Here is a 26,757-nt window from a genome sequence, read left to right as displayed (position 1 = left end):
CGGACACGTTACGCCCGCGATAAATGCCTCGCACTCGTCGCCTCCGCGGGCCGTGATCAGCTGCCGGCGCCGGCCGGCGCCGCGCCCCGTCGCGCGTAGTTCCACCAGGTCAACAGCGCGCAGGTGACGTAGAAGCCGAGGAAGAGCACGAACGCGGTCGCGACGGCGCTCGCCGGCACCCCGCCGTCGTTCACCAGCCCGAGCACACCGAACGTCGCCACGATGGCGAACCCGCCGAACGCCCCGACCGCCGACGACAGCCCGATGACGGCGGCCGCCTCGGTCCGGTTGCGGAAGATCATCGGGATCATCCGGAACGTCGACCCGTTGCCGAGCCCCGTCGTCACGAACACCAGCAGGAACGCGCCCAGGAACAACGGCCAGCTGCCGCCGTCGACCGCGACGATGACGAGCACGGTGCCGGCAGCCATCGCGGCGAAGTTCCACAGCGTCACCCGTGCTCCGCCCACCCGGTCGGCCAGCCAGCCGCCGAACGGACGCGCCACCGAGCCGACCAGCGCGCCGAGGAACGCGTAGTGCGCCGCCGGCACCTCCGGGAACTGCAGCGCGACGAGCAGCGGGAAGGCCGACGAGTAGCCGATGAACGAGCCGAACGTGCCGATGTAGAGCCAGGACACGATCCAGGTGTGCCGGTGCCGGACGACGGCGATCTGCTTGCGGAACGGCGCCAGCGACACCGACAGGTTGTCCATGAACAGCCACGCGCAGAGCGCCGCCACCACGCCCAGCGCCGCCCACACCCATCCCGCCCGCGCCAGGTCCACCCCGGCGGCGCTCGCCCCCACCAGCCCGAACAGGCCGCCGGCTCCGACGATCAGCGGCAGGCCGAGCTGGAGCAGCGCGACGCCGATGTTGCCGCCGGCCGCGTTCAGGCCGAGCGCCAGGCCCTTGCCCCGGTCGGGGTAGAAGAAGCTGATGTTCGTCATGCTGGACGCGAAGTTGCCGCCACCGAGCCCGGCCGACGCCGCGATCAGCAGGAACACCCAGTACGGCGTGCCCGGGCGGCCGACGGCGAGCGCCAGCAGCACCGTCGGGACCAGGAGCAGCAGACCGCTGACCACCGTCCAGTTCCGGCCGCCGTAGCGGGGCACCGCGAACGTGTACGGGATCCGCAGCACCGCGCCGACGACGTTGGGCACGGCGACCAGGAAGAACAGCTGCGCGGCGGAGAACCCGACGTCGTAGTGCGCCACGAGCAGCGCCGCCGAGATGCTCCACAGCGTCCACACCGAGAACGCCACGTTCTCCGCGAGGATCGAGGCGACCAGGTTGCGCCGGGCGACGGCACGGCCGGTGCGCCGCCAGAACGTCTCGTCCTCCGGCTCCCAGTGGTCGATCCAGCGTCCGCCCCGGCGCGGGGGCGCCGGCGCCGGTGCCACGTCACGGTCGGGGGCGAGGGTCGGCGTCTCGGTCATGACGGCCTCCGGGGCGGGGTCTGGGGGTTCGGGATCCGCTGGCCGCCGACGCTAGGAACCCGGCATTACGCCGACGTGCCGTGAACCGCGCCCCCGTGTCAACGTCTCCTCACCCCGGCCCGGCGCGCGGCGTGAGACACGAGAGACAGGGGCTGGTGCGGGCGGCGTCTCACGGCATACGTTGGGTGAATGGAGGACGACGGGAGTCGATCCGGGGCGGCCGGCCGGGCTGCCGCCATCGTCGGAGCCGGTCCGGCCGGGCTGTACGCCCTCGCCGCGCTCGTGCGCAGCGACCGCTTCGACCGCGTCGACGTCTTCGAGGCCGCGCCCGCGCCGTACGGGCTGGTCCGCTACGGCGTCGCCCCGGACCATCCGAAGACCCGGAACATCTCACGCGTGCTGGCGCAGGGGTTCGCGCACACGCGCGTGCGGTTCCTCGGCAACGTGCACGTGGGGCGCGACGTCACGGTCGACGAGCTGCGCTCCGGCTATGACGCCGTCGTCGTGTCGACGGGCATGCTGGGCGATCGCCGGCTGGGCATCCCGGGCGAGAACCTCGCCGGGTCGTACGGCGCGTCGGAGCTGGTGGCCTGGTACACCGGCCACCCGCAGGCGCGCGCCGTCTCACTGCCCGACGGCCTGACCAGCGCGACGGTCATCGGCGCCGGCAACGTGGCGCTCGACATCGCCCGCATCCTGGCCAAGGACGCGACGGCGCTGCGCGGCACCTCGATGCCGCGGCACGTCCTCGAGACGCTGGCCGCCAGCACGGTCACCGACATCCACCTGGTCGCGCGGCGCGGCCCGGCGCAGGCCAAGTTCACCTCGCCGGAACTGCACGAGCTGGGCGCGCTCGAGGGCATCGACCTCATCGTCGACCCCGCCGACCTCGTCCTCGGACCGGCCGACGAAGAGGCCGTGGCGACCGACCGGCACGCCAAGGTCACCGTCGACGTCTGCCGCGAGTGGTCCGAACGGCCGCGCACCGGCGCCCGGCGCCGCATCCACCTGCACTACTGGAGCCGTCCGGTCCGCATCCTCGGCACGACGGCGGTCACCGGCATCGAGCTGGCGCCCACCCGGCTCGGCACCGCCCCGCCACCCGACGACCTGCCGACCCGGACGCTGCCGACGGAGCTGGTCGTGCGGGCCATCGGTTACCACGGCTCGCCCATCCCCGGCCTGCCGTTCGACGAGGCCGGGGGCACCGTCCCGTCGCAGGACGGCCGGGTGCTCGACGACGGCGCGGTGCTGGCCGGCGTCTACGTCACCGGCTGGTTGCGCCGCGGCCCGACGGGCGTCATCGCGACCAACCGCGGCGACGCCAACGAGGTGGCGGAGTCGGTCCTCGCCGACCTCGACACGCTGCCCACCCGCGCGGGCGACCCGGACACCGTCGACAAGCTGCTGACCGAGCGAGGAGTCCAGGTGGTCGGCTGGCCCGACTGGCTTCGCCTCGAGGCGCACGAGAAGGCGGCCGGCGACGCCGGGGGCGGCGACCCGATCGTGGTGCACGACCTCGCCACCGCCCTCGAGGTCATCGCCTCCGGCGGCTCAGGCCCCCCACGGTAAGGGCGCCGGCGCCGAGCAGCAGCACCGCGGCCTGGCTGCCGCGGCTGTCCGGGTCGGGCGTCCCGCTCTCGGCACCGCTGTCGGTGCCGGTCTCGGCGCCGCTCTCGGCGCCCGACTCGGCCCCGGTGTCGGTGCCCGTGTCGCCGGACGTGTCACCGGTGTCGGTTCCGGCGTCGGTACCCGCCTCGGTCCCGCCGGTCTCCTCGCCACCGGCGTCGGTGCCGGACTCCGTGGCGCCGGACTCGTCGCCGCCCCACTCGGTGCCCGGCTCGGCGCCGCCGGTCTCCTCGCCACCCGGCTGCTCGGTGCCCGGCTCGGCGCCGGCCTCGTCGCCGCCCGGCCCCTCGCCGTTCTCGTCGCCGCCGGGACCGCCGCCGTCCTCGTCAGCGGGCCGCTCGCCGTTCTCGTCGCCGCGCTCGCCGTTGTCGTCCTCGTCCTCGTCATCGTTGTCGGGACGGTTCGGCCGGTCGGGACGCTCGTCGCCGCCGTCGTTGCCGTTCTCGGCGCGGATGTTCGCCGGCTCCGGGAACTCCTCCTCGGGCTGGCCGTCGAGCGCGCCCTCCATGTAGGCCGTCCAGGTGCGGCCGGGGTACGCGCCGCCGCTGAAGCTCTGCATGCCGCCGACGCCGTCGAGCGACTCGGTGCCGTCGCCGCGGAAGTAGACGACGGACGTGGCCAGCTGCGGGGTGTACCCGCTGAACCAGGCCGTGAGGTCGTCGTGCGTCCCGGTCTTCGCGGCGACCGGGCGGTCGAGGTCCTGCGCGACCTCGGCGGTGCCGTTGTCGACGGTCTCGGTGAGCGAGTAGGTGACGTCGCTGGTGACGTCCTCCTCGAAGACCCGCTCGGGCGCGGACTCGTGCTCGAAGGCCACGGCGCCGTCGCGGTCGACGACCGAGCGGACGGTGTAGGTGTCGGCGTGCATGCCCTGGGACGCGAGCGTGGCGTAGGAGTTGGCCATGTTCAGTGCCGAGACGCCGCCGATGCCGATGGCGAGGCGGGGGTTGAGGTTCGCCTGCACCTGCTCGTCGTCGGGGAAGCCGGCCCGGATGAGCGAGTCGGCGACCTTGTCGGGCCCCATCTCCAGGGCGAGGTCGACGAACGCGGTGTTGATGGAGCGCTCCATCGAGCGTTCCAGGGTGACGTTGCGGCCGTAGTCCTGGTTGCCCTGGTTGTTCACCGGCGGGCCGAGCTCCGGCGGGTCGAACGGCGAGTTGCCCCAGAACCGGCTGCGCAGCGAGTACCCGTTCTCGAGCGCCGCGGCCAGCACGAACGGCTTCACCGTCGACCCGGCCTGCGGGATGGCGTCGACGGCGTCGTTGTAGCTCTGCGCGACGGCGTCGGCGCCCCCGTACACGGCCACGACGGCGCCGTCGCCGGGCCGCACCGACGCGAGGCCGATGCGCACGCCGTCGGCGTCCTCGGTGGGCCGCTCCTCGTCGATGGCGCGGATGGCCGCCGTCTGCGCCGCCGCGTTGAACGTCGACGTGACGCGCAGTCCGCCGGTCTCGATCTCCTGCTCGTCGTAGCCCAGGGCCATCAGCTCGTCGCGGACCATCATGAGCAGGTAGCCGTTGGGGCCGCCATAACGGTTGACCTGCTGCTCGGGCAGGACCTCGGGCGCGACGGTGGCGGCGGCGGTGGCCTCGTCGATGGCGCCCGTGGCCACCATGCCGTCGAGCACGTACTGGAACCGCTGGGCGAACCGCTCGGCGTTCTCGGGGCCGAGGGTGGGGTCGTAGCGCGTGGGCGAGCGCAGGATCGCGGCGAGCGCGGCGCTCTGCGCGAGGTCGAGGTCGGCGACGTCGGCCCCGAAATAGGCCCGCGACGCCGTCTGCACGCCGTAGGTGCCGCGGCCGAACCAGATGGTGTTGAGGTAGTCGGCCAGGATCTGGTCCTTGTCGACGTCCTGGTCGATCTTCACCGAGATGACGAGCTCGCGCAGCTTGCGGGTGTAGGAGCGGTCCTGCGTCAGGTAGTAGTTCTTGACGTACTGCTGGGTGATGGTGGAGCCGCCGCCACCGCCGGACGAGCCGCGCAGCGCGTCCCAGCCGGCCCGGGCCATACCGGTGACCGAGAAGCCGGAGTTGTCGTAGAAGCTCCTGTCCTCGGCCGCCACCACGGCCTGCTGCAGGGTTTGCGGGATCTCTTCGATGCCGACGATCTCGCGGTTCTCGGCGCTGAACCGGCCGAGCTCGGTCTCGCCGTCGTCCCAGTAGACGATGCTCGTCTCAGACGTCGAGAAGTCGTTCGGGTCGGGCACGTCGATCATGGCGAAGGCCACGCCGACGGCCCCCGCACCCAGCAGGAACATGCCGAGGGCCGTGAAGCCGAAGACCTTCCAGTTGAACACGCGCCGCCAGCCGGTCCGCTTGCGGCGGCCGGCGCGATATTTGGCGCCCTTCTCAGGGCGCGACTCGTTCTCGGGTTCAGCTTCGGAACTCATGACGTCTTCGATGGTAGGTGCCGCGTCCAGTCGGGCGCGCGTGCCATGGAGAAGACGGCTGGGGCGGCGGCAGAGTTCCGGCAGCGGAACTCGCCGCGGCGTCCGCCGCCGCCCGCCCGGGGACGGGCACGGCGCAGCGACGTTTCTCCGCCACCCCCGCGAGCGGAGATCACGATCCGCCGCGCCCTGCCCGCCGACCCGGTATACCCGGTGCGTACCACTGCTGAAACCGAGGTGGGGATCACATCACTCGGCGTGACCGGACGGTGCCGCTGCGTGACCGCCTTGCAATCCGAGGCGGCGCAGCGCGTCGGCGGCGATGTCGTCCGGTGAGCCCGCGATCGGCACCCGCACGCCGTCCTCGCCCGGCTGCAGCGGCTCGAGCGTGTCCAGCTGCGAGCGCAGCAGGCTCGGCGGCATGAAGTGGCCCTTGCGCTCCTTCATCCGGGCGGCGATGAGCTCCGGGTCGCCGTCGAGGTGCACGAACCGCACCCCGCCGGCCGCCTCGCGCAGCACGTCGCGGTAGACCCGGCGCAGCGCGGAGCAGGTGACGACGGCGCTGTGGCCCTGCTCGGCCTGCGCGCTCAGCCAGTCGCGGACGGTGCGCAGCCACGGCTCGCGGTCGGCGTCGGTCAGCGGCGTACCGGCCGACATCTTGGCGACGTTGGCCGGCGGGTGCATGTCGTCGGCCTCGGCGAACGGACGGTCCAGCAGCTCGGCGACGCGGGTCGCGACCGTCGTCTTGCCGGAGCCGGACACGCCCATGACGACGAGGTGCGGCGGGATGGGCGGGATGCTCACGCCGTCCAGCATCACACGCCCTGGCCCGGTGGGGCGGCGGCGTCCAGACTGGGGCCATGACCGACACCGCTCCCGTGCGCGAGCTGCGGCTCGTCGTGACCGTCCCCGACTACGACGAGGCCGTCCGGTTCTACCGCGACGTCCTGGGCCTGCCGGAGCTGGCCGACTTCTCCTCGCCCGACGGCCGAGTGATGCTGCTGGGCGCCGGCCGGGCGACCATCGAGATCGTCAACGAGGACCAGGCCGCCTTCATCGACCGCGTCGAGGTCGGCCGCCGCGTGGCCGGCCACATCCGGGTGGGCCTCGAGGTCGACGACGCCGCGGCCACGACGAAGCTCCTGGCCGACGGCGGCGCCTCGGTGCTGGCCGAACCCACCCGCACCCCGTGGGACTCCCTCAACGCCCGCCTCGACGCCCCCGGCGACCTCCAACTCACCCTCTTCACCGAACTCGGCAACTGACCACACCGCAGCCCGCGCGAGAGTCGCCCAACGCAGCCGCCTGCGGTTCCGCTGTGGTCATCCAGCCCGCCGACTGTCGATCATGGTGAAATACGGCTTCAGGTCACTGGAGAGCCCACCTTCTCCATGATCAATCGACGATGAACGAGGTCTCGTCCTTGGCACGTCGGCGGTGACCCCTTGGCACGTCGGAAGTGAGCTCAGACGCCTGAATTGTGCCGGTTTGCGGAACGCTCCAGCGTGCCAAGGCTCGATGGTGCGCGCACGACCAGCATTGGTGGGAGATCTCTGCCTGATCGGCGTGGCGATGCTGTCGCTCCGACAACAGTTCCCCCACACGCTCCGCACAGTGATCTCACACCGTCGCCATGCGTCACCGCGTGAAGGGGTCGGGCGCGCGTACTCACGCGGTGACCAGGTCCCCCGCCACGGGTGTTTCTGATCGTGGATCCGCGCCGCCGGAGATCCGTCAGACACCCCTACCGTCGGACTTGGTCCGCGCGTAGTGGCGCCGCGCTTTCGCCCGGTTGCCGCAGATCTCCATCGAGTGCCACTTTCGGGCGTTCGCCCGGCTGTGGTCGACCAGGAAGTGCTGGCAGTCGTGCGCGGCGCAGGGGCGGATGCGCGACCCGTCCGGCCCCTGCAGCGCCGCCCACTCCTCGATGGCACGCGCCCCGACGCGCAGGCCGGCCGGGACCTCGTCGCGCCAGCGGAGGCCGTCGCGGGTGAGCGTGGCCTGCCGGCGCATGGCGCCGACCCACGGCTCGAGTGCGTCGAGCGTCTCCTCGCCCCTGATGACGGCGGCCAGCAGCGGCCGGACGGCGCGCGCGTCGGCGATCTCCTCGGGCGTGCCCTGGGCGCCGCGTTCGCGCAGCCAGGCGCGCGCGGCGTCGTCGCCGGCGAGCTCGTCGTGCGGCCCGTCGGGGTACACGATGCGCGAGTTCACGAGGTCGAGCAGCAGCGTCGTCATGGCGGGTCCTTCCGGTCAGCCCTCATTCTAACCCCATAGGGTCGCTTGACAGGTTGGAATAGCGGTGCTTCGATCTGACTTATAACCGCCACGAATCAATGAACCGGTTAGAGTGACCGGTCGAAGGAACGGGAGCCAGGCCATGCCGTACATCACCGTCGGAACCGAGAACTCCGCGAACATCGACCTCTACTACGAGGACCACGGCAGTGGTCAGCCGGTCGTGCTGATCCACGGCTACCCGCTCGACGGGCACTCGTGGGAGAAGCAGACGCCCGCACTGCTCGACGCCGGCTACCGCGTCATCACCTACGACCGCCGCGGCTTCGGCCGGTCCAGCCAGCCGACCACCGGCTACGACTACGACACGTTCGCGGCGGACCTGAAGGCGGTCCTCGACACCCTCGACCTGCGCGACGTCGTCCTCGTCGGCTTCTCGATGGGCACCGGCGAGGTGGGCCGCTACCTCGGCACGTACGGCAGCGACCGCGTCGCCAAGGCCGCGTTCCTCGCGTCGCTCGAGCCGTTCCTGCTGCAGACCGACGACAACCCGACCGGCGCGCCGGCCGAGGGCTTCGCCGACATCGAGGCCGCCGCCAAGGGCGACCGCTACGCCTGGTTCGACTCGTTCTACGAGAACTTCTACAACCTCGACGAGAACCTCGGCACCCGCATCAGCGAGGCCGCCGTCCGCGGCAGCTGGAACGTCGCCGCCGGCGCGTCCTGGTACGCCTCGTACGCCGTGGTGCAGAGCTGGCTGACCGACTTCCGCGCGGACATCGAGAAGATCGACGTGCCGGCGCTGATCCTGCACGGCACCGCCGACCGCATCCTCCCCATCGACGCCACCGCCCGCGAGTTCACCAAGCGGCTGCCGTCGGCGGACTACATCGAGATCGAGGGCGCGCCGCACGGCCTGCTCTGGACCCACGCCGACCAGGTCACCGAGGCGCTGCTCACCTTCCTGCGCAAGTGAGCCGCCGCTGACGCGCCCCTGGCCCCCAGAATGGGGTCATGAGCGCGACGGAGGTGGACGCCTACCTCGACACGGTGACCCCGCGGAAACGGGCCCGCGACGCCCGGACGCTGGTGACGCTGATGCGCGAGGTGACCGGCCACGAGCCGGATCTGCACGGCACGATCATCGGCTTCGGCCGGTACCACTACGAGTACGAGAGCGGCCGCCGGGGCGATGGCCCGGCGGCCGCCTTCTCGCCCCGCAAGGCGGCGTCGACCGTCTACGTGCCCGACGGCGTCGGGGCGCACGCGGGCGACCTGGCGAGGCTCGGCCCGCACACCACCGGCGTGGGCTGCATCTACCTCAAGGACCTCGACGAGGTCGACCTCGACGTCCTGACGCAGATCGTGCGGCACTCGTACGCGACGCTCACCCGCGGCACCTACGGCCTGCGCGCCCGCGAGGGCGGCACGAGCTAGGCGGCGCGCTCGAAGCCCAGGTGCACGTGGTCGCGGTGCAGGGCGTCAGAGAAGTGCTTCCCACCCGGGCCGTCGGGGTCGACGGGGCCGCCGATCTCGTCGCTGCCGGTGGAGCGCACCGCGGCCAGGAAGTCGAGCAGGAACGGCTCGTCCTTCGCCATCGAGACCACCGGCCGCCCGTCGACCGCCCAGATGTCGACGGCGCGGCCGCGGGTGTGGTTGCTGGTGCGGTCGGTGCCGAAGACGTTCTCGGGGTGGCCGGCGCGGAACACCGTCACGGCCAGCTCGTAGGTCCGCGACAGCGCCAGTAGCGCCCCGACCACCCGCGTGTCGACGGCCTCGGCGGCGAGGTCCGCGGCGGCCGCGTTCGGCAGCAGCACCCGGGGCGACGCGGCCAGCTCGGCGGCCGGTCCGCTCAGGGCGGCGACGGCGTCGGGCTGCGGCGCGACGGGGTGCAGCTCGCTCACCGTCCACGCTCCGCCGGCCCGCCGCAGCCGCACGTCCGCCGTCACCAGCCGGTCCCGCCGCTCCGCGCCGTCGGTCCAGGTCTGGCGCACCACGGCCATGACGCTCGCGGTGTCACGCTCGAGCCCGCCGTACTGCGGGTAGACGAGCTGTGCGACGGCGGGCGACGACGGCGGCAGCAGCGGTCCCGCCGCGGCCTCGAGCGCGGGGTCGGCTCCGGCGGCCGCCAGCCGGTCCGCCGCAGGACCGACGGGGACGCCGTCGGGCACGGTGCCCAGCGCCTCCAGCACCCGAGCGGCGGCCAGCTTGATCTCGGGCGAGATCTCGTTCCCGCCCGGGACCCACGGGGACACCACCGGAAGGTCCGGCACCGGTAACGGGGGCTCCGGCGCCGGACCCGCCGGCTGCTTTTCAGGAGGCCGCGGCAGAACGCGGCCCGCGCGCGGCTGCGACGGCTCGTCCGCACCGCATCCCGCGAGCACGGCCGCGGCTGACGCCGTCGCCCCCAGGAGGAAGCCGCGGCGGCCGACGACGCGACCGTTCATCGAGTCCGCACGAACCGTGGGTCGATCCGGTACGTGTGGACCTCGTCGCCGTCGCGGTCGACATGGCTGCCGACGCGGCGCCAGCCGGCCCGCTCGTAGAACCCGGCCGCACCGCGGGCACCCGCCTTCGTGATCAGCTCGACGCGGTCGCCGCCGGCCGCCGCGACGATCGAGAGGAACTCCTCGGACAGCGCCGTGCCCGCCGACGCGCCACGCGCCTCGGGCGCCACGACGATCGCCTCGAGCACCGCGATGGGCCCGAAGCCGGCCTCCGGCACGTCGCCGCGGCTCGCCACCCGGGCCGGCACCGCAGCCCGTCCGAGCAGCCGCCGCGCGTACCGCGGGCCCCGGGTCCGCACGAATCCCAGGGCCAGCGCCGGCCGCGTCAGCAATGCCCGCAGGCCCGCCGTCATCAGCTCGCGGCGCCGGCGGCCGAGGATCCAGGCCACGTTGGCCGGCCGGTCGGTGGTGCCGAGCAGGAAGCCCACCACGTCGCCGCCGCGCCGCGCCACCAGGACGACGCCGTACTCGGACTCGAGATGCGCGCGGTGCCAGCGCCGGACGAACCCCTCACCGAGCCGCGGGAACAGGCCGTGTGGCAGCTCGGCGACGTGCAGTGCCGCGGTCCTGCGCAGGTCGTCCTCGGTTGCCGGCCCGACCTCGATCTCGCCACCAGCGCTCATCATCAGCCTCTCTGCAGCCGCGTCACACTCGGCCCCCGTTGCCCTGATAGACGACATTTCGCGCGGTTGCGTTGTCGCCCGAGGCGATCTCTCATCGACCGTGGCTCCATGGTTCGGCGCCGATCTCAGAGGAACCTCAGAGCCGCCGTGCGACCATCGAGGTCATGACGGGCGCGGAGGACCGCACGCTGCTGCTGGTCGAGGATGACGCCAAGCTGGCGGCGCTGCTGGACCGGCTGTTCAGGGACGAGGGCTACACCGTCGACGTCGCCCGCGACGGCCAGTCGGGGCTGCACCACGCGCTGACGCAGCAGTACGCCGTCATGGTCATCGACCGCGGGCTGCCGGCCATCGAGGGCGTCGACCTCGTGCGCCGGCTGCGCGCCCGTGGCGTCACGACGCCGATCCTCGTGCTGACGGCGCGCGGCACCACCGAGGACCGCGTCGAAGGGCTCGACGCGGGCGCCGAGGACTACGTGGTCAAGCCGTTCGAGATCGACGAGCTGCTGGCCCGGCTGCGCGCGCTGCTGCGCCGGCACACGGACACCTCGACCCGGCTGGACCTCGGCGACCGGCACCTCGACGTCACCGCGCGGCGGGTCGTCGGAGGCGAGACCGGCTCGATCGAGCTGTCCGGACGCGAGAACGAGCTGCTGCAGCTGTTCGCCGCCCATCCGTCGCAGGTGTTCACGCGCGACGAGCTGCGCCGGCAGGTGTTCCCCGACGCCGACAGCCCCGGCGCCGTCGACACCTACGTCTACTATCTGCGCAGGAAACTCGGCCGGGACGTCATCCGCACCGTCCACGGCCTCGGCTATCGGATGGGGTCCGCGTGAGCCGGCGCCACGACGGCCCGCGGGGCCGCCGACCGCAACCCGCACCCGCCGACCGGCGGCTGCTGCGGCGGGCGTCGGTCGTCGTCGCGGTGCAGACGGGCGCCGCCGCCGCGCTGGTCATCGCCGTCATCATCGCGCTCGTCTACTCCATCAGCGGGCAGGAGCGGATCTCCGCCACCGACCACAAGCTCCAGGCGAAGCTCGCGGACTCCGTGCCGGCGTCGGGCGGCACCATCGTCGACGGCGTCCCGCCCGGCTGCTCCGAGGCGGACGTCCGCGCCGCCGTCGACGAGCTGGAGCCCGGCACCCGGCGGTTCGAGGTCTGCGACACCCCGTTCCTCGCCCACGTCGACGAGAGCGGCGGCGAACGCCTCGCGGCGGCCACGAACTTCACCGAGCAGCAGGAGGAGACCGAGCGCCTGGCCCGGCTGTCCATCCTCGTCGGCGTCGTCGGCGTGCTGGCAGCGGCCGGGCTCGGCTGGCTGGTGGCGCGGCGCGCCGTGCGCCCGCTCGGCGACGCGCTCGCCTCGCAGCGCCGGTTCGTCGCCGAGGCGGGGCACGAGCTGCGCACCCCGCTGGCCATCCTGCACACCCGGGCCCAGCTGCTGCAACGCCGTCCGAGCACCGACGACGACCAGCGGCAGGAGATCGACCAGCTGGTCGACGACGCGCGGGTGCTCACCGACATCGTCAACGACATGCTGTTGTCCGCGGAGATGCAGTTCCGGCCCGAGGCGCGCCAGCCGGTCGACCTCGCCCGCGTCGCCACGCAGGTCAAGGACTCCTTCGCCGCCACCGCCGACGAGGCCGGGGTCGACCTCGTCGTCGACAGCGTCCCCACCGACTCCCACGTCGTCGCCGGCGTGCCCAGCGCCCTGCGCCGCGCCGTCGCCGCCCTGGTCGACAACGCCATGGACCACGTCGGGCGGGGCGGGACGATCACGCTGGGGCTGAGCGGGTCGGACGCGTCGGGCGGGTCCGGCGGCACCGTGTGCATCGCCGTCATCGACGACGGCGACGGCCTCGACCCGCAGCTGGCGGCCGAGCTGACCCAGCGCTTCCACCGTGGTCCGGGCGCCAACGGCAACGGCCAGCACCCGCGGCTCGGCCTCGGGCTCGCTCTGGTCGACGAGATCGTGCACGCCCACGACGGCACCATGGTCATCGACGGCCGCCCGGGCGACGGCGCCACCGTGAGCCTCACGTTCCCCGCCGCGCCATGAGCCCGTCATGTCCGATGCGCGGTCCGTGCGTGGCCATGCGTATGTGGGTACCTATAGGTTCTGGTTGCTGCCGGAACCCGTGTCACGACGGAGCCGTTGACGCAGCAACGACGTCACAGCTGTGACGCCTCGGCCGGGCACGGCCGCGATCACCAGAAGGGTGCCCCTTTGATGACCACGGCCATGGAGAGTTCGCCTGCGCGCGGAACCGCCCGGGAACGGCACGTCAGCGCCTACGCGGAGCTGTCGAAGATCATCCAGGGTGCCGGGCTGCTGAAGCGCCGGTACACGTTCTACTGGTCCCTCATCGGCGGCACGATCGCCGCGTTCGCCGCCATCTGGGTCGGCTTCGCCCTGCTCGGCGACTCCTGGTACCAGCTGCTGCTCGCCGCCGCGCTCGCCGTCGTGCTGGCCCAGTTCGGCTTCATCGGCCACGAGGGCGCCCACCGGCAGATCTTCGCGTCGCACCGCTGGAACGAGTGGACCGCCCGCGTGGTCTCGGGGCTGTTCGCCGGGCTCAGCTACAGCTGGTGGATGCGCAAGCACACGCGCCACCACCTCAACCCGAACAAGGAGGGCGCCGACCCCGACATCGCGCCCGGGGTGCTGGCGTTCTCGCCCGCGGCCTACGACCAGCGCGGCCCGGTCGGGCGCTGGTTCGCCAACCGGCAGGGCTGGTTCTTCTTCCCGCTGCTGCTGCTCGAAGGCATCGCTCTGCACGCGCACAGCATCCAGAACATCCTCCGCCGCGAGCGTCTCGAGCACCGCTGGGTCGAGATCCTGTTCATGACCGTCCGGCTCGGCGGCTACCTGGCGGCGCTGTTCATCGTGCTGCCGCCGGCCAAGGCCGTCGCGTTCTTCTGCGTGCAGATGGGGCTGTTCGGCGTCCTGCTCGGCGGGGCGTTCGCGCCCAACCACAAGGGCATGCCCATCGTCCCCGCATCCATGAAGATCGACTTCCTGCGCCGCCAGGTGCTCATGTCGCGCAACATCACCGGCGGCCCCGTCGTCGACCTCGCCATGGGTGGGCTCAACTACCAGGTCGAGCACCACCTGTTCCCGAGCATGCCGCGGCCCAACCTGCGCCGCGCCCAGCCGATCGTCAAGGAGTTCTGCGCCCGGCACGGCATCGCCTACACCGAGACGACGCTGACCGGGTCGTACCGGATCGTCGTGCAGTACCTCAACGACGTCGGCCTCAAGGCGCGCGACCCGTTCCAGTGTCCGCTGACAGCGCAGTACCGGACGTAGGGCTCGCCCCGGGTCGGCTGCTCAGGCCCAGTGGTTGTCGTGGCGGAGGTAGAACGCCGTGCGCTCCTCCTCGCTGAGCTCCAGCCCCTTCGACACCGCCGCGAGCGTCTCGAAGTAGTCCTCGCGCGGCGCGCCGGGCGTGAACATGAGCAGCATCGACGCCGGCTCGCCGAGGACGTTCTTGAACCCGTGCACGCCGCCCGGCGGGACGTGCAGGAAGTCGCCCTGGGTCGCCTCGACCCAGTCCGTGCCGTCGAAGAGCAGGACCGCGCCGGTGAGGACGTAGAACGACTCCGTGATGGTGCGGTGGAAGTGCGGGCCCGGGCCGGACTCGCCGGGGCCGAACGTCCACCGGTAGAGCCCGAAGTCGCCGCCGGTCGAGGCGCCGGTGGCCAGGTAGTCGACCGTCACGCCGGAGGCGTACGTCACCTCCGGCGGGGCGTCGGCGCGGCGGAGCTGGACGTTGACCTCGCCGTTCTCGCCGTCGTAGCGCTGGGGCGGGTAGGGCGGGAAGCTCATGGCTCTCCTCTCGGTGCGCGCGACGTCGCGCGCCTCGTGCGCGGCGGGCTCGGTTGGTGACCGAGGGCCCGATGAGGCAGACTAGGCACCGACGGGACGTGAGTGCACGTCCCCGAGGTCGAGTGCGACGCGCCTTTCCAGGCGCAGGTCCCCCTTCCCGATGACGGGCGTCCCCCTCGTGACCGGCCACTCCCTCCACGTCCTCGGAAGGACGTCTGTGACCATCGACACCCGCACGTCGCGGGGCGACGGCGCTCGCCGCCGCCCCCGCAACCGCCGCCGCCCGGCAGCGGTCACCAGTCCTCACCCGGCCGCCGAGCCGGCGGTGGCGCGAGCCGCCACCGTCACGCCGGCCGTCGCCGACGCGCGCTCGTTCGCCGAGCTCGGCGTCCCCGCTCGGATCGTCGCCGCCCTCGCCGCCGAGGGCGTCACCACCCCGTTCCCCATCCAGGCCGCGACCCTGCCCGACACCCTCGCCGGGCACGACGTGCTCGGCCGCGGGCAGACCGGGTCGGGCAAGACCATCGCTTTCTCCGTGCCGACGATCGCCCGGCTGGTCGCCTCGGGCGCGCCGCGCCAGGCACGCCGGCCGCGCGCTCTGGTGCTCGTCCCGACCCGCGAGCTCGCCAACCAGGTCGCCGCCACCGTCGCGCCGCTCGCCGCGGCCACCGGGCTGCGCCTCGCCACCGTCTTCGGCGGCGTCGGCCAGGGCCCGCAGGTCAAGGCGCTCAAGAACGGCGTCGACGTGCTCGTCGCCTGCCCCGGCCGGCTCGAGGACCTCATCGCGCAGGGCTTCTGCGACCTCGGCGCCGTCGAGGTCACCGTCCTCGACGAGGCCGACCACATGGCCGACCTCGGGTTCCTGCCCGCGGTCCGCCGCCTGCTCGACGCCACGCCGCGGGGCGGCCAGCGGCTGCTGTTCTCTGCGACCCTCGACAACGGGGTCGACCTGCTGGTGCGGCGGTACCTGAACGACCCGGTGCTGCACTCGACGGCGCCGGCGGTCGCCCCCGTCTCGACCATGGCGCACCACGTCATGGCCGTCGAGGCGGGCGAGAAGGCGCTGGTCGTGCGCGAGCTGGCCTCCGGGCTCGGGCGCACGCTGCTGTTCGCCCGCACCAAGCACGGCGCGAAGAAGCTGGCGAAGGTCCTCACCGCCGCCGGCATCCCCGCTGTCGACCTGCACGGCAACCTCAGCCAGGGCGCACGCGAGCGGAACCTCGCGGCCTTCTCGGCGGGGACGGCGCGCGTACTGGTCGCCACCGACATCGCCGCCCGCGGCATCCACGTCGACGACGTGAGCCTGGTCGTCCACGTCGACCCGCCCGCCGAGCACAAGGCCTACCTGCACCGCTCCGGCCGCACCGCCCGGGCCGGCGCCGACGGCGTCGTGGTCACCGTCATGACGCCCGACCAGACGGCCGACGTGCGCACCCTGACCCGGCAGGCCGGCATCACCCCCTCGATCACCCGCGTCTCGCCCGGCCACCCGGCCATCACCGGCCTCACCGGCCCGGCGGCGCCGCTGGTCGCTCCGCCCGAGCCGGCCGCTCCCGCTCCGACGGGCGCCGGTGGTCGCGGCCGTGGGCGCGGCTCGCGGGCGGGCTCTGGCTCGGCCGCTGGGACCGCCGGCGAGCCGGACGGACGGGGTCGATCGCGACGCCGCCGCGGCGGACGCTCGGGACGGGGTGCCGACGGCGTCAGCTCCGGCACGACCGGCGGGAACCGCTCGGCCGGACGCGGCTCGGCCGGGCACGGCGAGCGCACGGCCGCCAAGCCGCGCCAGGACCGTTCCGGCCAGTCCGCCGAGCCGACGCAGAGCACCCGGCGCGGAGGCGGCGGCGGTCGCGGCCGCTCCGGCGCGCCCACGTCGTCGACGCGAACCGCCGACACCTTCTCGGCCTCGCTCCGCCGCCGCTGATCCACTCCTCGTGATCATCGGCGATTGCTGGTGCCCTGACGCCAGCGATCGCCGATGATCACGGGGCCGGCCGGGTTTCGGGATCGCTTCGGTGCGGTGCTGGTCCCCGCCCGGTTGGGAGGGTGCCCACCCTAGGGGCGGGCACCGACACTCTCGCCGTCGACGCCCGGCGCCAGCCCGGCGCCGCCCTGCCGGCCGGGCGCCCGGCTACTTCTTCGCGCCGCCGGTGAAGGGCGGCTCACCCGGCTTGGACGCGCGGAACCGCAGTGCCGACCACACGTCGTCGACGGCGACCTGGCCGTTGGGGCGCAGCCCGAACTCGGCGACGATCGGCCAGAGCGTGTCGCGGTTGATGTCCGACCGGCCGCCCTTCGGGTAGGCGATCCAGACCACCGGCGGCGCCGTCACGGTCGCGCGGTGCTGCTCGAGGACGGTCCGGACCGACGCCGCGTCGTCGGCGAAGACCACGGCCACGCCCGCGTCGGCGGGACCCTCGACGGTCCGGACGTCGGCGGGCAGCGGGTCCAGCAGCTCGCGCCGGTCGGGGTGCGACACCCACACCGACGTTCCGGGTTTCACCAGCAGCTTCTCGGCCACGGTCTTGGTGCTCATCGGCGCCTCTCCTGTTCGTCGTACCACGCATTCACCAGCACTCAGCCTGCTACCGACAAGAAAGTTTGTCAAGGATTCTGGACTTGACAGCGTGATGCCGCAGGTGTTCCTTTATGACTAACTTTAGTTGTGAAGGAAGTGCTGATGCCCGTTCCCCGCGGTGACCTCACCCGCTCGGCCGTCCTGGCCGCGCTGGGCACGTCCGGCCCGCTGAGCAGGACGGACATCGCCCGCATGCTGGGGGTCAGCCCGGCCACCGTCACGCAGATCGTGAAGGATCTGGTGGCGCGCGGCCTGGTCGCCGAGGTCGAGCACCGCCCGTCCCGCGGCGGTCGTCCGGCAGTGCTGCTGGGGCTCGTGGGGTCGGCCGGGCGGGCGCTGGGCGCGAAGGTCGCCGCCGACCACGTCGCCGTCGTCGACGTCGGGCTCGACGGCCAGGTGCGGCAGTCCTGGGAGTACCCGTTCGACGCGACGGCCGCCGACGCCCCCGACCGGCTGGTCGACCTGCTCCAGCCATTGGCCGAGGCGCCCGCGGACGAGAACGACGCGCCGATCCTGGGTGTGGGCATCTGCGTCCCCGGGGCGGTCGACGACCAGGAGGCGGGCGCCGTCGACGCGCCGACTCTGGGCTGGCAGCGCCTCGCCCTCGGCGCCCGGCTGCGCGCCGCCCTCCCCGTCCCTGTCCTCGTCGAGAACGACGTCAACGCGCTCGCCGTCGCCGAGCGGCTGTACGGCAAGGGCCGCGACCACCGGAACTTCCTCGTCGTCACGATCGGGCGCGGTGTGGGCGCCGGGCTGGTCGTCGACGGCAGCGTCTACCGGGGGACGAACGGCGGCGCCGGCGAGTTCGGCCACTTCCCCGTCCGCCCCGACGGGCCGCGCTGCTCGTGCGGCAACACCGGCTGCCTCGAGGCGTCCGTCGGCCAGGAGGCGCTGCTCCGCGCCGCCCGCGAGGCCGGGCTGGACGCTCCCGACGCGACGATCTTCGCGGCGGCCGGCGAGCTGTTCGGCCGCGGCGTCGCCGGGCTGATCAACGTCATGGACCCGGAGGTCGTCATCGTGCTCGGCGAGGGCACGCGCGCCTGGGAGCACTGGCGTCCCGGTTTCGAGCCCAGCCTCCGCGCGCACCTCATGCCGTCGCGCCGCGGCGTCCCCGTCGTCGTCGAGTCGTGGGACGACACGTCGTGGGCACTGGGGGCCGCCGCCCTCGTCCTCGCGACGCCGTACGACGCGGCCGGCGCGACCGGCGGCCAGGGCGAGCTGGTCCGGGCCCGGCTCGGCGGCGCCCTGGCCGGGGAGCTGTCATGAGCACCTCGACCGCGCCCCGCACCGGCCCGCAGCTGACGCCGTCGCCACCCAGCAGACGACGACGGAACCGGAACGCCCTGCGCCACGGCGGCAACCGGCTGCGCTACGCCGGCATCGTCGCACTGTTCCTGGCGCCGAGCCTGATCCCGCTGACGCTGTTCACGCTGGTCCCGATGGTCAGCTCGCTGTGGGTGGCGCTGCATGACTGGAACCTCATCACCCCCATGGAGTTCGTCGGCCTGGCGAACTTCCGCGAGCTGCTGGCCGACGGCGACACGTGGGCCGCGTTCGGGCACACGCTCGGCTACATCGCCGGCTACCTGCCGCTCGTCTACCTCCTGGGCCTCGGCGCCGCCCTCGCGCTCAACACCGCGCTCAAGGGCCGCAACGTCCTGAGGGCCGCCTACTTCCTGCCGGTCGTCACCAGCTGGGTGGTCGTCGCGCTGTTGTGGCGCTGGCTGCTGAGCCCGTCGAACGGCCTGGTCAACCACGTGCTCGGGCTGGTCGGCATCGACGGCCCCGGCTGGTGGACCGACCCGACCTGGGCGATGCCGTCGGTGATCCTGGCGTCGGCCTGGAAGGACCTCGGCTTCGTCATGATCATCCTGCTGGCCGGCCTGCAGGCGATCCCCGGCGAGCTGTACGACGCGGCGCGGGTCGACGGCACGAGCGCCTGGCAGCGGTTCCGCCACGTCACGCTGCCGCTGCTGTCGCCGTCGACCTTCTTCGTGGTCGTCATCTCGCTGATCAACGGCTTCCAGGTGTTCGACCAGGTGTACGTCATGACCGGCGGCGGACCGGCCGGCGCCACCGAGGTCGTCGTGCAGCAGATCTACGACCTCACGTTCCGCTACGGCCGGGCCGGCGACGCGTCGGCGCTGTCGTGGCTGCTCTTCCTAGTGGTGCTCGTGGTCACGATCGTCCAGGTCCGCGGCCAGCGCCGGTGGGTGACCTATGCGTAGGCCCGCGCTCTACACAGCCGTCACCGTCGGCGCGCTGGTCATGCTGTTCCCGTTCGCCTGGACGGTGATCACCTCGCTCACGCCCGGCGCCGGCCTGGGCACGCCCGACCTGATCCCCGACGAGCCCGGCCTGGACGCCTACCGCACGCTGCTCGAGGCGATGCCGTTCTGGCGGATCCTGGCGAACAGCCTCTGGATCGCCGTCGCGTCGACGCTGCTGCAACTCGTCACCAGCGCGATGGCCGCCTACGCGTTCGCCCGGCTCGACTTCCCCGGCCGCAACGCGCTGTTCCTCGTCTACCTCGCGACCCTCATGGTGCCGATGCAGGTGCTCGTCGTGCCGCTGTTCATCGAGATGCGCGAGCTGAACCTCGTCGACACCTACGCCGCCCTGCTGGCCCCGAGCATCGCGTCCGCGTTCGGCGTCTTCCTGCTCCGGCAGGCCGTCGCGCAGGTGCCGATCGAGCTGGACGAGGCGGCCACCATCGACGGCGCCGGGCACCTGCGCATCTTCGTCTCCGTCGTCTGGCCGCTGATCCGCCCGGCGCTGGCGACCTTCGCCGTCCTCGCGTTCATGTCCAGCTGGAACAGCTTCCTCTGGCCGCTGGTGGTCATCCGCTCGCCGGAGCTGATGACGCTGCCGCTCGGCCTGTCCACCCTGCACGGCCAGTTCACCACCGAGTGGGACGTGGTGATGGCCGGCTCCGTGATCAGCATCGTCCCGATCGCCGTGCTCTACCTCGCGGCGCAGAAATACGTCATCCAAGGCGTCGCCCGCTCCGGGCTCAAGTGACGCTCGACTCGAAACGGAGTTCCCATGGCCCACTCGATCCGCCTCGGCACCGTCGCCGCCGCGGCCGCACTGCTCGCCCTGTCGGCCTGCTCGCAGGGTTCCGCCACCCGTGAGTCCAACGGCGAAGACGGCCAGACCGTCGTCCACTACATGGAGTTCTCGTCCAACGGCGGCAACGAGCAGAACCTGGAAGCAATTGTCGCGTCGTTCGAAAGTGAGAACCCCGGCATCGACGTCCAGGTCGAGACGACGCCGTTCGCCGACTACTTCACCAAGCTGCAGACCGCGGTCGCCGGCGGCACCGAGGCCGACGCGTTCGAGCTCAACTACGAGAACTTCGTGACCTACGCCGAGAGCGGCGCGCTGGCCGAACTCGACGTCGACGGCGGCGCCTACACGCCGTCGCTGCTCGAGGCCTTCCAGCACGACGGCGCCCAGCTCGGACTGCCGGAGTCGTTCAGTGACGTCGTCCTCTTCTACAACAAGGACCTGTTCGCGGCGGCCGGCGTGCCGGAGCCGACGGCGGACTGGACCTGGGAGGACGAGCAGGCGGCCGCCACCGCGCTGACCGACGCCGCAGCCGGCGTCTGGGGCGACTACCAGCCCGCGACGTTCCACGAGTTCTACAAGGCGCTGGCCCAGGCCGGCGGCCAGTTCCTCACCGACGACGGCAGCGCGACGGCGTTCAACAGCCCCGAGGGCATCGCGGCCGCCACCTGGCTGGCCGGCAAGTCCGGCACCGTCATGCCGACCGAGGCCGAGGGCGCGGGCACGCCGGACTTCGACTCGACGCTGTTCCGCGAGGGCAAGCTGGCCATGTGGCACAGCGGCATCTGGATGTTCGGCCCGCTGGCCGACGTGCCATTCGAGTGGGACGTCGTGGTCGAGCCGGGCTCCACCAACCGGGCCAGCGCCATGTTCACCAACGGCGTCGTGGTCAGCGCGAACAGCGAGCACTCCGAGGAGGCGCAGGCCTGGCTGGAGTTCCTCACGTCGTCGGACACCACCGTCGACACCCGGCTGAACGCGGGCTGGGAGCTGCCGCCGATCGCCGACCAGGACAAGCTGGCGCCGTACCTCGAGCAGACCCCGCCGGCGAACCGGCAGGCCGTCTTCGACGCGCTGGAGGAGACCGTGCTGCCGCCGGTCATCGTCCGCCAGCAGGAGATGCAGGACGCCGTCACCGAGGAGCTGGGCAACGCGGCGGCCGGGCGCAAGACCGTCGAGCAGGCCGTCGCCGACGCCGCCGCGCGGGTGGACGAGCTGCTGTGACCGACCTGCTCGCGCTGGCCGAGGCCTCCCACCGGGTCATCGCCACCCATCAGGCCCCGTCCGGCGCCTACCCGGCCAGCCCGACATTCAGCGCCTACCGCGGCTACAGCTGGTTCCGCGACGGCGCGTTCATCGCCGAGGGCGCCAGCCGCTACGGCGACGCCGACGGCGCGGCGGCGTTCCACCGGTGGTGCGCCGACGTGCTCGCCAAGCGCACCGACCAGGTCGACGCGCTGGTCTCGCGTTCTACGCGCGGTGAGCACATCCCGGTCGCGGACCTGCTGCCGACCCGCTACACGATCGACGGCGCAGTCGGGAATGACCCGTGGTGGGACTTCCAGCTCGACGGCTACGGCACCTGGCTGTGGGCACTCGCGGCCCACACCGACCGGCACGGGGTGGTCGATGGTGTCGACGGCGGCGTGGCGACGGCAGTGCGCTACCTGACGACGTTCTGGGCGCGGCCCTGCTACGACTGGTGGGAGGAGCACGTCGACCACCGGCACGTGTCGACGCTGGGCGCGATCCGGGCCGGTCTGGCGGCGGCGACGGCGCACCCGGCGCTGACGGCGGCCCTGTCGGCCGGCGAGCGCTCGGCCGCGGCGGACGCCGTCGGGGAGCTCGATGCGCTGGTGCTGGCCGAGGGGGTCTCCGACGGCGGTCACCTGACGAAGTGGCTCGGCGCGGCCGACATCGATGCCAGCCTGCTGGCGTGCGTCGCGCCGTTCGGGCTGGTCGCCGTCGACAGCTCGCTGGGACGCGGGACGGTGTCCGCGGTCGAGGACGCGCTGTGCGTCGACGGCGGCGTGCACCGGTACGCCGCCGACACGTTCTACGGCGGCGGGCAGTGGCCGCTGCTCACGGCGTTCCTCGGCTGGAACCAGGCCGCGGCGGGGCGTCGTGAGGAGGCGCTGGCATCGTTGCGCTGGATCGCCGCGCAGGCGACGCCGTCGGGCGAGCTGCCCGAGCAGGTCGGGCACCACCTGCTGGCGCCGGAGCGCGAGCAGGAGTGGATCGAGCGCTGGGGGACGGTCGCCACGCCGCTGCTCTGGTCGCACGGCATGTACCTGGTGCTGGCGGCGGAGCTCGGCCTGGTGGGGAGGGCGCGATGATCCGGCACCGTCCGTTCGGCTCCGAACACCCGTACGCCGTCACCGGCGACCAGCGGGTGCCGGCGCTCCCGGTCGACGGCGAGACCTGTGAGCTGCGGGTCCGCGCGTCGGCCGCGGTGGCGTCGGTGGTGTGCGAGTGGTCCGGCCCGTCCGGGGTCGAGACCTGGCCGCTGCTGCCGCCGTCGTCGATGATCGGCGACGACGGTGCCGGCGACGACGGCGGGCACCTGGCGGCCGCGCAGGCGCGCTCGCTCGCCGACCGGTCGTACTGGTCGGTGCAGACGCCGCCGCTGGCCGCCGGGACGGTGTACCGGTACCGGTTCGTGGCGACCCTGTCGTCCGGTGCGGTGCGGCGGACCCGCTGGTACGAGGTGTCGGCGGGTGCGTGGTCGGCGCGCGGCGGGTCGCTGACGGTGGACGACGGCGACCGGCTGGTGCCGGGCAGCGTCGAGTGGCTGACCGGTCCGGAGGGGCCACGGCGGGTCCGGTTCGCGCTGCGGCTGGCCCCGGGCGAGCACGTGGTCGGGTTCGGCGAGCGCTACGACGCCGTCGACCAGCGCGGCCGCACGCTCGACGCCGTCGTGTTCGAGCAGTACAAGGCGCAGGGCGCGCACGGGCGGACGTATCTGCCGATGCCGTTCGCGCTGGTCGTGGGCGCTGCCGGCTCGTGGGGCCTCCACGTCCGGACGGCGCGGCGGACCTGGTACGACGTCGGCGCGACGACCCCGGACCGGCTGGTCGTCGAGGCCGAGCTGGACGGCGACGACGCGCTGTCGGTCGGGGTGTTCTCCGGGTCGCCGGCGTCGGTCGTGCGCGAATTCGTCGCGGAGGCGGGCCGGCCCGAGGAGCTGCCGGACTGGGTGTTCCGGCTCTGGGCCAGCGGCAACGAGTGGAACACGCAGGCCAGGGTCATGGCCGAGCTGGACGCCCACCGCGAGCACGACATCCCCGTCGGCGCCCTGGTCATCGAGGCGTGGAGCGACGAGTCGACGTTCACGGCCTTCCGCGACGCGCAGTACGAGGTGAACGAGGACGGGGGGCCGCACCGGCTGGCCGACTTCACCTTCCCCGCCGACGGCGCCTGGCCGGACCCACGCGGCATGGTGTCGGAGCTGCATGCGCGGGACGTGAAGGTGCTGCTGTGGCAGATCCCGCTGCTCAAGATGCGGCCACATCCGCGCGGCCAGCTGGCGGCGGACGCCCGGGCGGCGGTGGCCGGCGGGTTCGTCGTCACTGAGGCGGACGGACGCCCGTACCGCAACCGCGGCTGGTGGTTCCCGCTCGCGCTGATGCCGGACCTGGCGTCGGAGAAGGCGCGCGACTGGTGGACGTCGAAGCGGCGGTACCTCGTCGAGGAGCTCGGGATCGACGGCTTCAAGACCGACGGCGGCGAGCACGCGTGGGGACGGGACCTGCGCCACGGTTCTGGGTCGGTTCGAGGGATCGCCGGCAACGACCGGTTCCCGGTCGAGTACGCGCGCACCTACGGTGACCTGCTGCGATCCGCGGGCAAGGCGCCGGTGACGTTCAGCCGGGCCGGGTTCACCGGGTCGCAGGCGCACGGCGCGTTCTGGGCCGGCGACGAGGACTCGACGTGGGACGGCTTCCGTTCGGCGGTGGTCGCCGGTGTGACGGCCGGAGCGTGCGGCATCGTCTACTGGGGCTGGGACCTGGCCGGCTTCTCCGGCGACGTGCCCGACGCCGAGCTCTACCTGCGCGCCGCCGCGGCGTCGGCGTTCATGCCGATCATGCAGTACCACTCCGAGTTCAACCACCACCGGCTGCCGCTGCGCGACCGCACGCCGTGGAACGTCGCCTCGCGTACCGGGGACGACCGGGTGCTGCCGGCGTTCCGGCGGTTCGCGCACCTGCGCGAGCGGCTGGTGCCGTACCTGTCGGCGTCGGCTGCTTCGGCTGTCGCGGGCGGGGCGCCGCTGATGCGGGGGCTGTTCTTCGACCACCCCGGCGACGCGGCGGCGTGGGAGGTCGTCGACCGGGAGTTCCTGCTGGGTGACTCCTTGCTGGTGGCGCCGGTGCTCTCGCCGGGCGCGTCGAGCTGGGAGGTCTACCTGCCGGCGGGTGACTGGGTGGACGTCTGGACGGGGACACCTGTGGCCGGCGGGCGGACCGTCACCCGGCCGGTGCCGATCGACGAAGTGCCCGTCTACTGCCGGGCGTCCGCATGGCCGGAGCTGCGCGAGGTGTTCGCCGACCTGCCAGGCTGAGCCCATGACGTCCCGCATCTCGCACACGACGGTCGACTGCGCCCACGCCTACGAGCTGTCCGAGTGGTGGAAGCAGGTCCTCGGCTACGTCGACATCGCCGACGACCCCAACGAGCCCGGCCACGAGGAGTGCATGATCCAGGCCGAGGACGGCAGCCACCAGGTGCTGTTCATCGAGGTGCCCGAGGCGAAGGCGGGGAAGAACCGGATCCACTTCGACCTTCGCCCCACCGACCGCACCCGCGACGACGAGGTCGAGCGGCTGCGCGGCGTCGGCGCCACCGAGGTCGCCGACCATCGCGGCATCTACGGCCCCGGCACCGGCTGGGTCACCCTCGCCGACCCGGAGGGCAACGAGTTCTGTGTCCTGCGCAGCGACGCCGAGATCACCACCTCGACGCAGTCCTGACACCGACCGGGCCAATCCGACGGATCCGTGGACAACGGCTCGACGAAAACACTGCTAAACTCTCGACGAATCAACGGTAGTACGTTCGACGAAACGAGTGGCGATGACCGGACTCATCCCGAGACTCGCCCGGCCGCGTCTCGACGAACAGCTGCGCAGCTTCCGAGCCGTCGTGGTGAACGGTCCGCGGCAGGCCGGGAAATCGACGCTGCTCCACATGCATACGAAGGAGCATGGCGGCACCTACCGATCCCTCGACGACCCTCAATGGCTGACAGCAGCCACCGACGATCCCACCACGTTCGTCTCCACCGGTGACCGACCGCTTCGAATCGACGAGGTGCAGCGCGGCGGAAACGACCTGGTGCTGGCGGTGAAAGCCGCCGTCGACCGCTCTCGCGAGAAGGGCCAGTTCGTCCTCTCGGGCTCGTCCAACTTCCTCACCGTGCCGTCGTTGTCCGAGTCACTCGCCGGGCGCGTCGGGTTCGTCGAAACCTGGCCGTTCACCGTGTCCGAACGTACTGGTGCACCGCCGGACTTCTGCGACCTCGCCTTCGAAGACCCGCGTTCTCTGCTGCGGGCTCCCACTTCTCCCTGGACCCGATCGGACTACCTGGCCCTGATCTGCTCAGGTGGCTACCCCGAAGCCGTCGAGCTGAGAGAGGCACGCGCGCGGCGGCAGTGGTTCGACAGCTACCTGCGCAGTGTGGTGACTCGCGACGTGCGTAGTTTCGCTCGACTGCAGCATGCAACGAGAGTCCCGCGGCTTCTCGAGCTCGTCGCTGCTCGGGCCGGTTCGATCACGGTGGTCGCCGACGTCGCACGGTCCCTGGAGATCTCCACCGAGACTGCGCGGACCTACCTGGGGTACCTCGGCATCGTCTACCTGACCGTGGATCTACCGGCGTGGTCGACCAACCTGACGACCAAGGCCGCTCGAACGCCGAAGACCTATGTGTCCGACCCGGGCCTGGCGGCACACGTCGTTCGAGTGAACGCTGATGGCCTCCAGCGCCCCGGCCATCCCGCACTGGGTGGCCTGACGGAGACGTTCGCGGCCACGGAGCTGATCCGGCTGCGTGGCGCGGCATCGACAGCCTTCGATCTTCATTACTTCCGCGATCGCGACGGCCGTGAGATCGACTTCGTTCTTGAGTCGTGGGACGGACGCGTGGTAGCCATCGAGGTCAAGGCCTCGGCCACGCCCAAGTCCGCCGACGCTCGTCACCTGCGCTGGTTGCGTGACAAGCTGGGCGACCGCATGCGCGGTGGAATCGTTCTCCATCTCGGCGAGAACGCCATCTCCCTCGGTGACGACATCGTCGCCGTACCGCTCTCGGCGCTCTGGAGTCATCGACGCCTGGACTCCGGCACCAGCTGACGGACACACCGGGACGAACGGGAAGTTCATCTCGGATTCACGCGGACGACGGCCGGGCGGCGGATGCTGCGCGCCCAGCCGATGTTGGCTGTGCGGAGTCCCGTCACGTCGAAGGAGGGC

Annotated in this window: 24 protein-coding genes; 16 read left to right on the top strand and 8 right to left on the bottom strand. The window is 72.5% G+C overall.

Annotated features, from left to right (window positions below; all coding sequences use genetic code 11):
- Positions 1-56: 56 nt before the first annotated feature.
- Positions 57-1,436: an MFS transporter gene (locus tag HD601_RS11085; RefSeq protein ID WP_184821845.1), complete on the bottom strand. Its 1,380-nt coding sequence runs from the start codon at positions 1,434-1,436 to the stop codon at positions 57-59.
- A 189-nt stretch (positions 1,437-1,625) separates the two neighbouring features.
- On the opposite strand from HD601_RS11085, the gene HD601_RS11080 reads away from it, so the two are divergent.
- Positions 1,626-3,008: an FAD-dependent oxidoreductase gene (locus HD601_RS11080; RefSeq protein ID WP_184821843.1), complete on the top strand. Its 1,383-nt coding sequence runs from the start codon at positions 1,626-1,628 to the stop codon at positions 3,006-3,008.
- On the opposite strand, the gene HD601_RS11075 is transcribed toward HD601_RS11080, so the two are convergent.
- Together HD601_RS11075 and HD601_RS11070 are read right to left on the bottom strand one after the other, a co-directional pair.
- Positions 2,974-5,451: a transglycosylase domain-containing protein gene (locus HD601_RS11075; protein WP_184821841.1), complete on the bottom strand. Its 2,478-nt coding sequence runs from the start codon at positions 5,449-5,451 to the stop codon at positions 2,974-2,976. The two genes, HD601_RS11080 and HD601_RS11075, sit on opposite strands and share 35 nt — an antisense overlap.
- 246 nt (positions 5,452-5,697) lie before the next feature.
- Positions 5,698-6,216 carry a gluconokinase gene (locus tag HD601_RS11070; protein ID WP_246400982.1) on the bottom strand — a complete coding sequence of 173 codons (519 nt, stop codon included), beginning with the start codon at positions 6,214-6,216 and terminating at the stop codon, positions 5,698-5,700.
- A gap of 92 nt (positions 6,217-6,308) precedes the next feature.
- Between HD601_RS11070 and HD601_RS11065 the strand changes: the two genes are divergently transcribed.
- Positions 6,309-6,713: a VOC family protein gene (locus tag HD601_RS11065; protein WP_184821837.1), complete on the top strand. Its 405-nt coding sequence runs from the start codon at positions 6,309-6,311 to the stop codon at positions 6,711-6,713.
- A gap of 469 nt (positions 6,714-7,182) precedes the next feature.
- On the opposite strand, the gene HD601_RS11060 is transcribed toward HD601_RS11065, so the two are convergent.
- Complete coding sequence (locus tag HD601_RS11060) at positions 7,183-7,683, bottom strand: CGNR zinc finger domain-containing protein (protein ID WP_184821835.1); 501 nt, start codon at positions 7,681-7,683, stop codon at positions 7,183-7,185.
- Positions 7,684-7,825: 142 nt separating this feature from the next.
- Here HD601_RS11060 and HD601_RS11055 point away from each other — a divergent pair, with 142 nt between their 5' ends.
- The gene (locus HD601_RS11055; RefSeq protein ID WP_184821833.1) at positions 7,826-8,659 is read left to right on the top strand and encodes an alpha/beta fold hydrolase; all 834 of its coding nucleotides are present in this window, start codon (positions 7,826-7,828) and stop codon (positions 8,657-8,659) included.
- 38 nt (positions 8,660-8,697) lie between these two features.
- Entirely contained in the window at positions 8,698-9,120 is a 423-nt protein-coding gene (locus HD601_RS11050) for a DUF1801 domain-containing protein (RefSeq protein WP_184821831.1), read from the top strand.
- Here the strand turns inward: HD601_RS11050 and HD601_RS11045 are convergent.
- A complete protein-coding gene (locus tag HD601_RS11045) occupies positions 9,117-9,938 on the bottom strand; it encodes a hypothetical protein (RefSeq protein WP_184821829.1) in 822 nt (273 codons plus the stop codon). The genes HD601_RS11050 and HD601_RS11045 overlap by 4 nt on opposite strands.
- A 188-nt stretch (positions 9,939-10,126) precedes the next feature.
- Positions 10,127-10,813 carry a GNAT family N-acetyltransferase gene (locus tag HD601_RS11040; protein ID WP_184821827.1) on the bottom strand — a complete coding sequence of 229 codons (687 nt, stop codon included), beginning with the start codon at positions 10,811-10,813 and terminating at the stop codon, positions 10,127-10,129.
- 164 nt (positions 10,814-10,977) lie between these two features.
- Here HD601_RS11040 and HD601_RS11035 point away from each other — a divergent pair, with 164 nt between their 5' ends.
- From HD601_RS11035 to HD601_RS11025, 3 genes are all read left to right on the top strand, one after another.
- Complete coding sequence (locus tag HD601_RS11035) at positions 10,978-11,649, top strand: response regulator transcription factor (protein WP_184821825.1); 672 nt, start codon at positions 10,978-10,980, stop codon at positions 11,647-11,649.
- On the top strand, positions 11,646-12,872 hold the full coding sequence (locus HD601_RS35635; RefSeq protein WP_184821823.1) for an ATP-binding protein: 1,227 nt from the start codon (positions 11,646-11,648) through the stop codon (positions 12,870-12,872). The genes HD601_RS11035 and HD601_RS35635 overlap by 4 nt, the downstream gene beginning before the upstream one ends.
- A 183-nt stretch (positions 12,873-13,055) precedes the next feature.
- A complete protein-coding gene (locus HD601_RS11025) occupies positions 13,056-14,123 on the top strand; it encodes a fatty acid desaturase family protein (RefSeq protein WP_221440825.1) in 1,068 nt (355 codons plus the stop codon).
- 21 nt (positions 14,124-14,144) lie between these two features.
- On the opposite strand, the gene HD601_RS11020 is transcribed toward HD601_RS11025, so the two are convergent.
- Positions 14,145-14,642, bottom strand: a complete 498-nt coding sequence (locus HD601_RS11020; protein WP_184821819.1) for a cupin domain-containing protein — start codon at positions 14,640-14,642, stop codon at positions 14,145-14,147.
- Between the two features lie 160 nt (positions 14,643-14,802).
- Here HD601_RS11020 and HD601_RS11015 point away from each other — a divergent pair, with 160 nt between their 5' ends.
- Positions 14,803-16,563 carry a DEAD/DEAH box helicase gene (locus HD601_RS11015; RefSeq protein ID WP_184821817.1) on the top strand — a complete coding sequence of 587 codons (1,761 nt, stop codon included), beginning with the start codon at positions 14,803-14,805 and terminating at the stop codon, positions 16,561-16,563.
- A gap of 207 nt (positions 16,564-16,770) precedes the next feature.
- On the opposite strand, the gene HD601_RS11010 is transcribed toward HD601_RS11015, so the two are convergent.
- Positions 16,771-17,175, bottom strand: a complete 405-nt coding sequence (locus tag HD601_RS11010) for a hypothetical protein (RefSeq protein WP_184821815.1) — start codon at positions 17,173-17,175, stop codon at positions 16,771-16,773.
- Positions 17,176-17,319: 144 nt separating this feature from the next.
- Between HD601_RS11010 and HD601_RS11005 the strand changes: the two genes are divergently transcribed.
- The 8 genes from HD601_RS11005 (at position 17,320) to HD601_RS10970 (ending at position 26,637) form a co-directional block, all read left to right on the top strand.
- Positions 17,320-18,483 (top strand): ROK family transcriptional regulator, encoded by a 1,164-nt coding sequence (locus HD601_RS11005; protein WP_184821813.1) that lies wholly within the window; start codon positions 17,320-17,322, stop codon positions 18,481-18,483.
- Complete coding sequence (locus tag HD601_RS11000; protein ID WP_184821811.1) at positions 18,480-19,445, top strand: carbohydrate ABC transporter permease; 966 nt, start codon at positions 18,480-18,482, stop codon at positions 19,443-19,445. Before HD601_RS11005 ends, HD601_RS11000 begins: the two co-directional genes overlap by 4 nt.
- Entirely contained in the window at positions 19,438-20,238 is an 801-nt protein-coding gene (locus HD601_RS10995; RefSeq protein WP_184821809.1) for a carbohydrate ABC transporter permease, read from the top strand. Before HD601_RS11000 ends, HD601_RS10995 begins: the two co-directional genes overlap by 8 nt.
- Positions 20,239-20,262: 24 nt before the next feature.
- Entirely contained in the window at positions 20,263-21,510 is a 1,248-nt protein-coding gene (locus tag HD601_RS10990; RefSeq protein ID WP_184821807.1) for an ABC transporter substrate-binding protein, read from the top strand.
- Positions 21,507-22,622 (top strand): glycoside hydrolase family 15 protein, encoded by a 1,116-nt coding sequence (locus HD601_RS10985; protein ID WP_184821805.1) that lies wholly within the window; start codon positions 21,507-21,509, stop codon positions 22,620-22,622. Before HD601_RS10990 ends, HD601_RS10985 begins: the two co-directional genes overlap by 4 nt.
- A complete protein-coding gene (locus tag HD601_RS10980; RefSeq protein ID WP_184821803.1) occupies positions 22,619-24,847 on the top strand; it encodes a glycoside hydrolase family 31 protein in 2,229 nt (742 codons plus the stop codon). Before HD601_RS10985 ends, HD601_RS10980 begins: the two co-directional genes overlap by 4 nt.
- 4 nt (positions 24,848-24,851) lie before the next feature.
- Complete coding sequence (locus HD601_RS10975) at positions 24,852-25,256, top strand: VOC family protein (protein ID WP_184821801.1); 405 nt, start codon at positions 24,852-24,854, stop codon at positions 25,254-25,256.
- A 103-nt stretch (positions 25,257-25,359) separates the two neighbouring features.
- Positions 25,360-26,637 (top strand): ATP-binding protein, encoded by a 1,278-nt coding sequence (locus HD601_RS10970; protein WP_184821799.1) that lies wholly within the window; start codon positions 25,360-25,362, stop codon positions 26,635-26,637.
- Positions 26,638-26,757: the final 120 nt, after the last annotated feature.

Source organism: Jiangella mangrovi, from assembly GCF_014204975.1.
Classification (GTDB): Bacteria; Actinomycetota; Actinomycetes; order Jiangellales; family Jiangellaceae; genus Jiangella; species Jiangella mangrovi.
This window is presented reverse-complemented; position numbering and strand designations above follow the sequence as displayed.

Excerpts from the sequence above, each read along its gene's own strand:
- HD601_RS11085 (WP_184821845.1), bottom strand. The coding sequence starts at position 1,436 with ATGACCGAGACGCCGACCCTCGCCCCCGACCGTGACGTGGCACCGGCG.
- HD601_RS11080 (WP_184821843.1), top strand. The coding sequence starts at position 1,626 with ATGGAGGACGACGGGAGTCGATCCGGGGCGGCCGGCCGGGCTGCCGCC.
- HD601_RS11075 (WP_184821841.1), bottom strand. The coding sequence starts at position 5,451 with ATGAGTTCCGAAGCTGAACCCGAGAACGAGTCGCGCCCTGAGAAGGGC.
- HD601_RS11070 (WP_246400982.1), bottom strand. The coding sequence starts at position 6,216 with ATGGGCGTGTCCGGCTCCGGCAAGACGACGGTCGCGACCCGCGTCGCC.
- HD601_RS11065 (WP_184821837.1), top strand. The coding sequence starts at position 6,309 with ATGACCGACACCGCTCCCGTGCGCGAGCTGCGGCTCGTCGTGACCGTC.
- HD601_RS11060 (WP_184821835.1), bottom strand. The coding sequence starts at position 7,683 with ATGACGACGCTGCTGCTCGACCTCGTGAACTCGCGCATCGTGTACCCC.
- HD601_RS11055 (WP_184821833.1), top strand. The coding sequence starts at position 7,826 with ATGCCGTACATCACCGTCGGAACCGAGAACTCCGCGAACATCGACCTC.
- HD601_RS11050 (WP_184821831.1), top strand. The coding sequence starts at position 8,698 with ATGAGCGCGACGGAGGTGGACGCCTACCTCGACACGGTGACCCCGCGG.
- HD601_RS11040 (WP_184821827.1), bottom strand. The coding sequence starts at position 10,813 with ATGAGCGCTGGTGGCGAGATCGAGGTCGGGCCGGCAACCGAGGACGAC.
- HD601_RS11035 (WP_184821825.1), top strand. The coding sequence starts at position 10,978 with ATGACGGGCGCGGAGGACCGCACGCTGCTGCTGGTCGAGGATGACGCC.
- HD601_RS11025 (WP_221440825.1), top strand. The coding sequence starts at position 13,056 with ATGGAGAGTTCGCCTGCGCGCGGAACCGCCCGGGAACGGCACGTCAGC.
- HD601_RS11020 (WP_184821819.1), bottom strand. The coding sequence starts at position 14,642 with ATGAGCTTCCCGCCCTACCCGCCCCAGCGCTACGACGGCGAGAACGGC.
- HD601_RS11015 (WP_184821817.1), top strand. The coding sequence starts at position 14,803 with ATGACGGGCGTCCCCCTCGTGACCGGCCACTCCCTCCACGTCCTCGGA.
- HD601_RS11010 (WP_184821815.1), bottom strand. The coding sequence starts at position 17,175 with ATGAGCACCAAGACCGTGGCCGAGAAGCTGCTGGTGAAACCCGGAACG.
- HD601_RS11005 (WP_184821813.1), top strand. The coding sequence starts at position 17,320 with ATGCCCGTTCCCCGCGGTGACCTCACCCGCTCGGCCGTCCTGGCCGCG.
- HD601_RS11000 (WP_184821811.1), top strand. The coding sequence starts at position 18,480 with ATGAGCACCTCGACCGCGCCCCGCACCGGCCCGCAGCTGACGCCGTCG.
- HD601_RS10995 (WP_184821809.1), top strand. The coding sequence starts at position 19,438 with ATGCGTAGGCCCGCGCTCTACACAGCCGTCACCGTCGGCGCGCTGGTC.
- HD601_RS10990 (WP_184821807.1), top strand. The coding sequence starts at position 20,263 with ATGGCCCACTCGATCCGCCTCGGCACCGTCGCCGCCGCGGCCGCACTG.
- HD601_RS10980 (WP_184821803.1), top strand. The coding sequence starts at position 22,619 with ATGATCCGGCACCGTCCGTTCGGCTCCGAACACCCGTACGCCGTCACC.
- HD601_RS10975 (WP_184821801.1), top strand. The coding sequence starts at position 24,852 with ATGACGTCCCGCATCTCGCACACGACGGTCGACTGCGCCCACGCCTAC.
- HD601_RS10970 (WP_184821799.1), top strand. The coding sequence starts at position 25,360 with ATGACCGGACTCATCCCGAGACTCGCCCGGCCGCGTCTCGACGAACAG.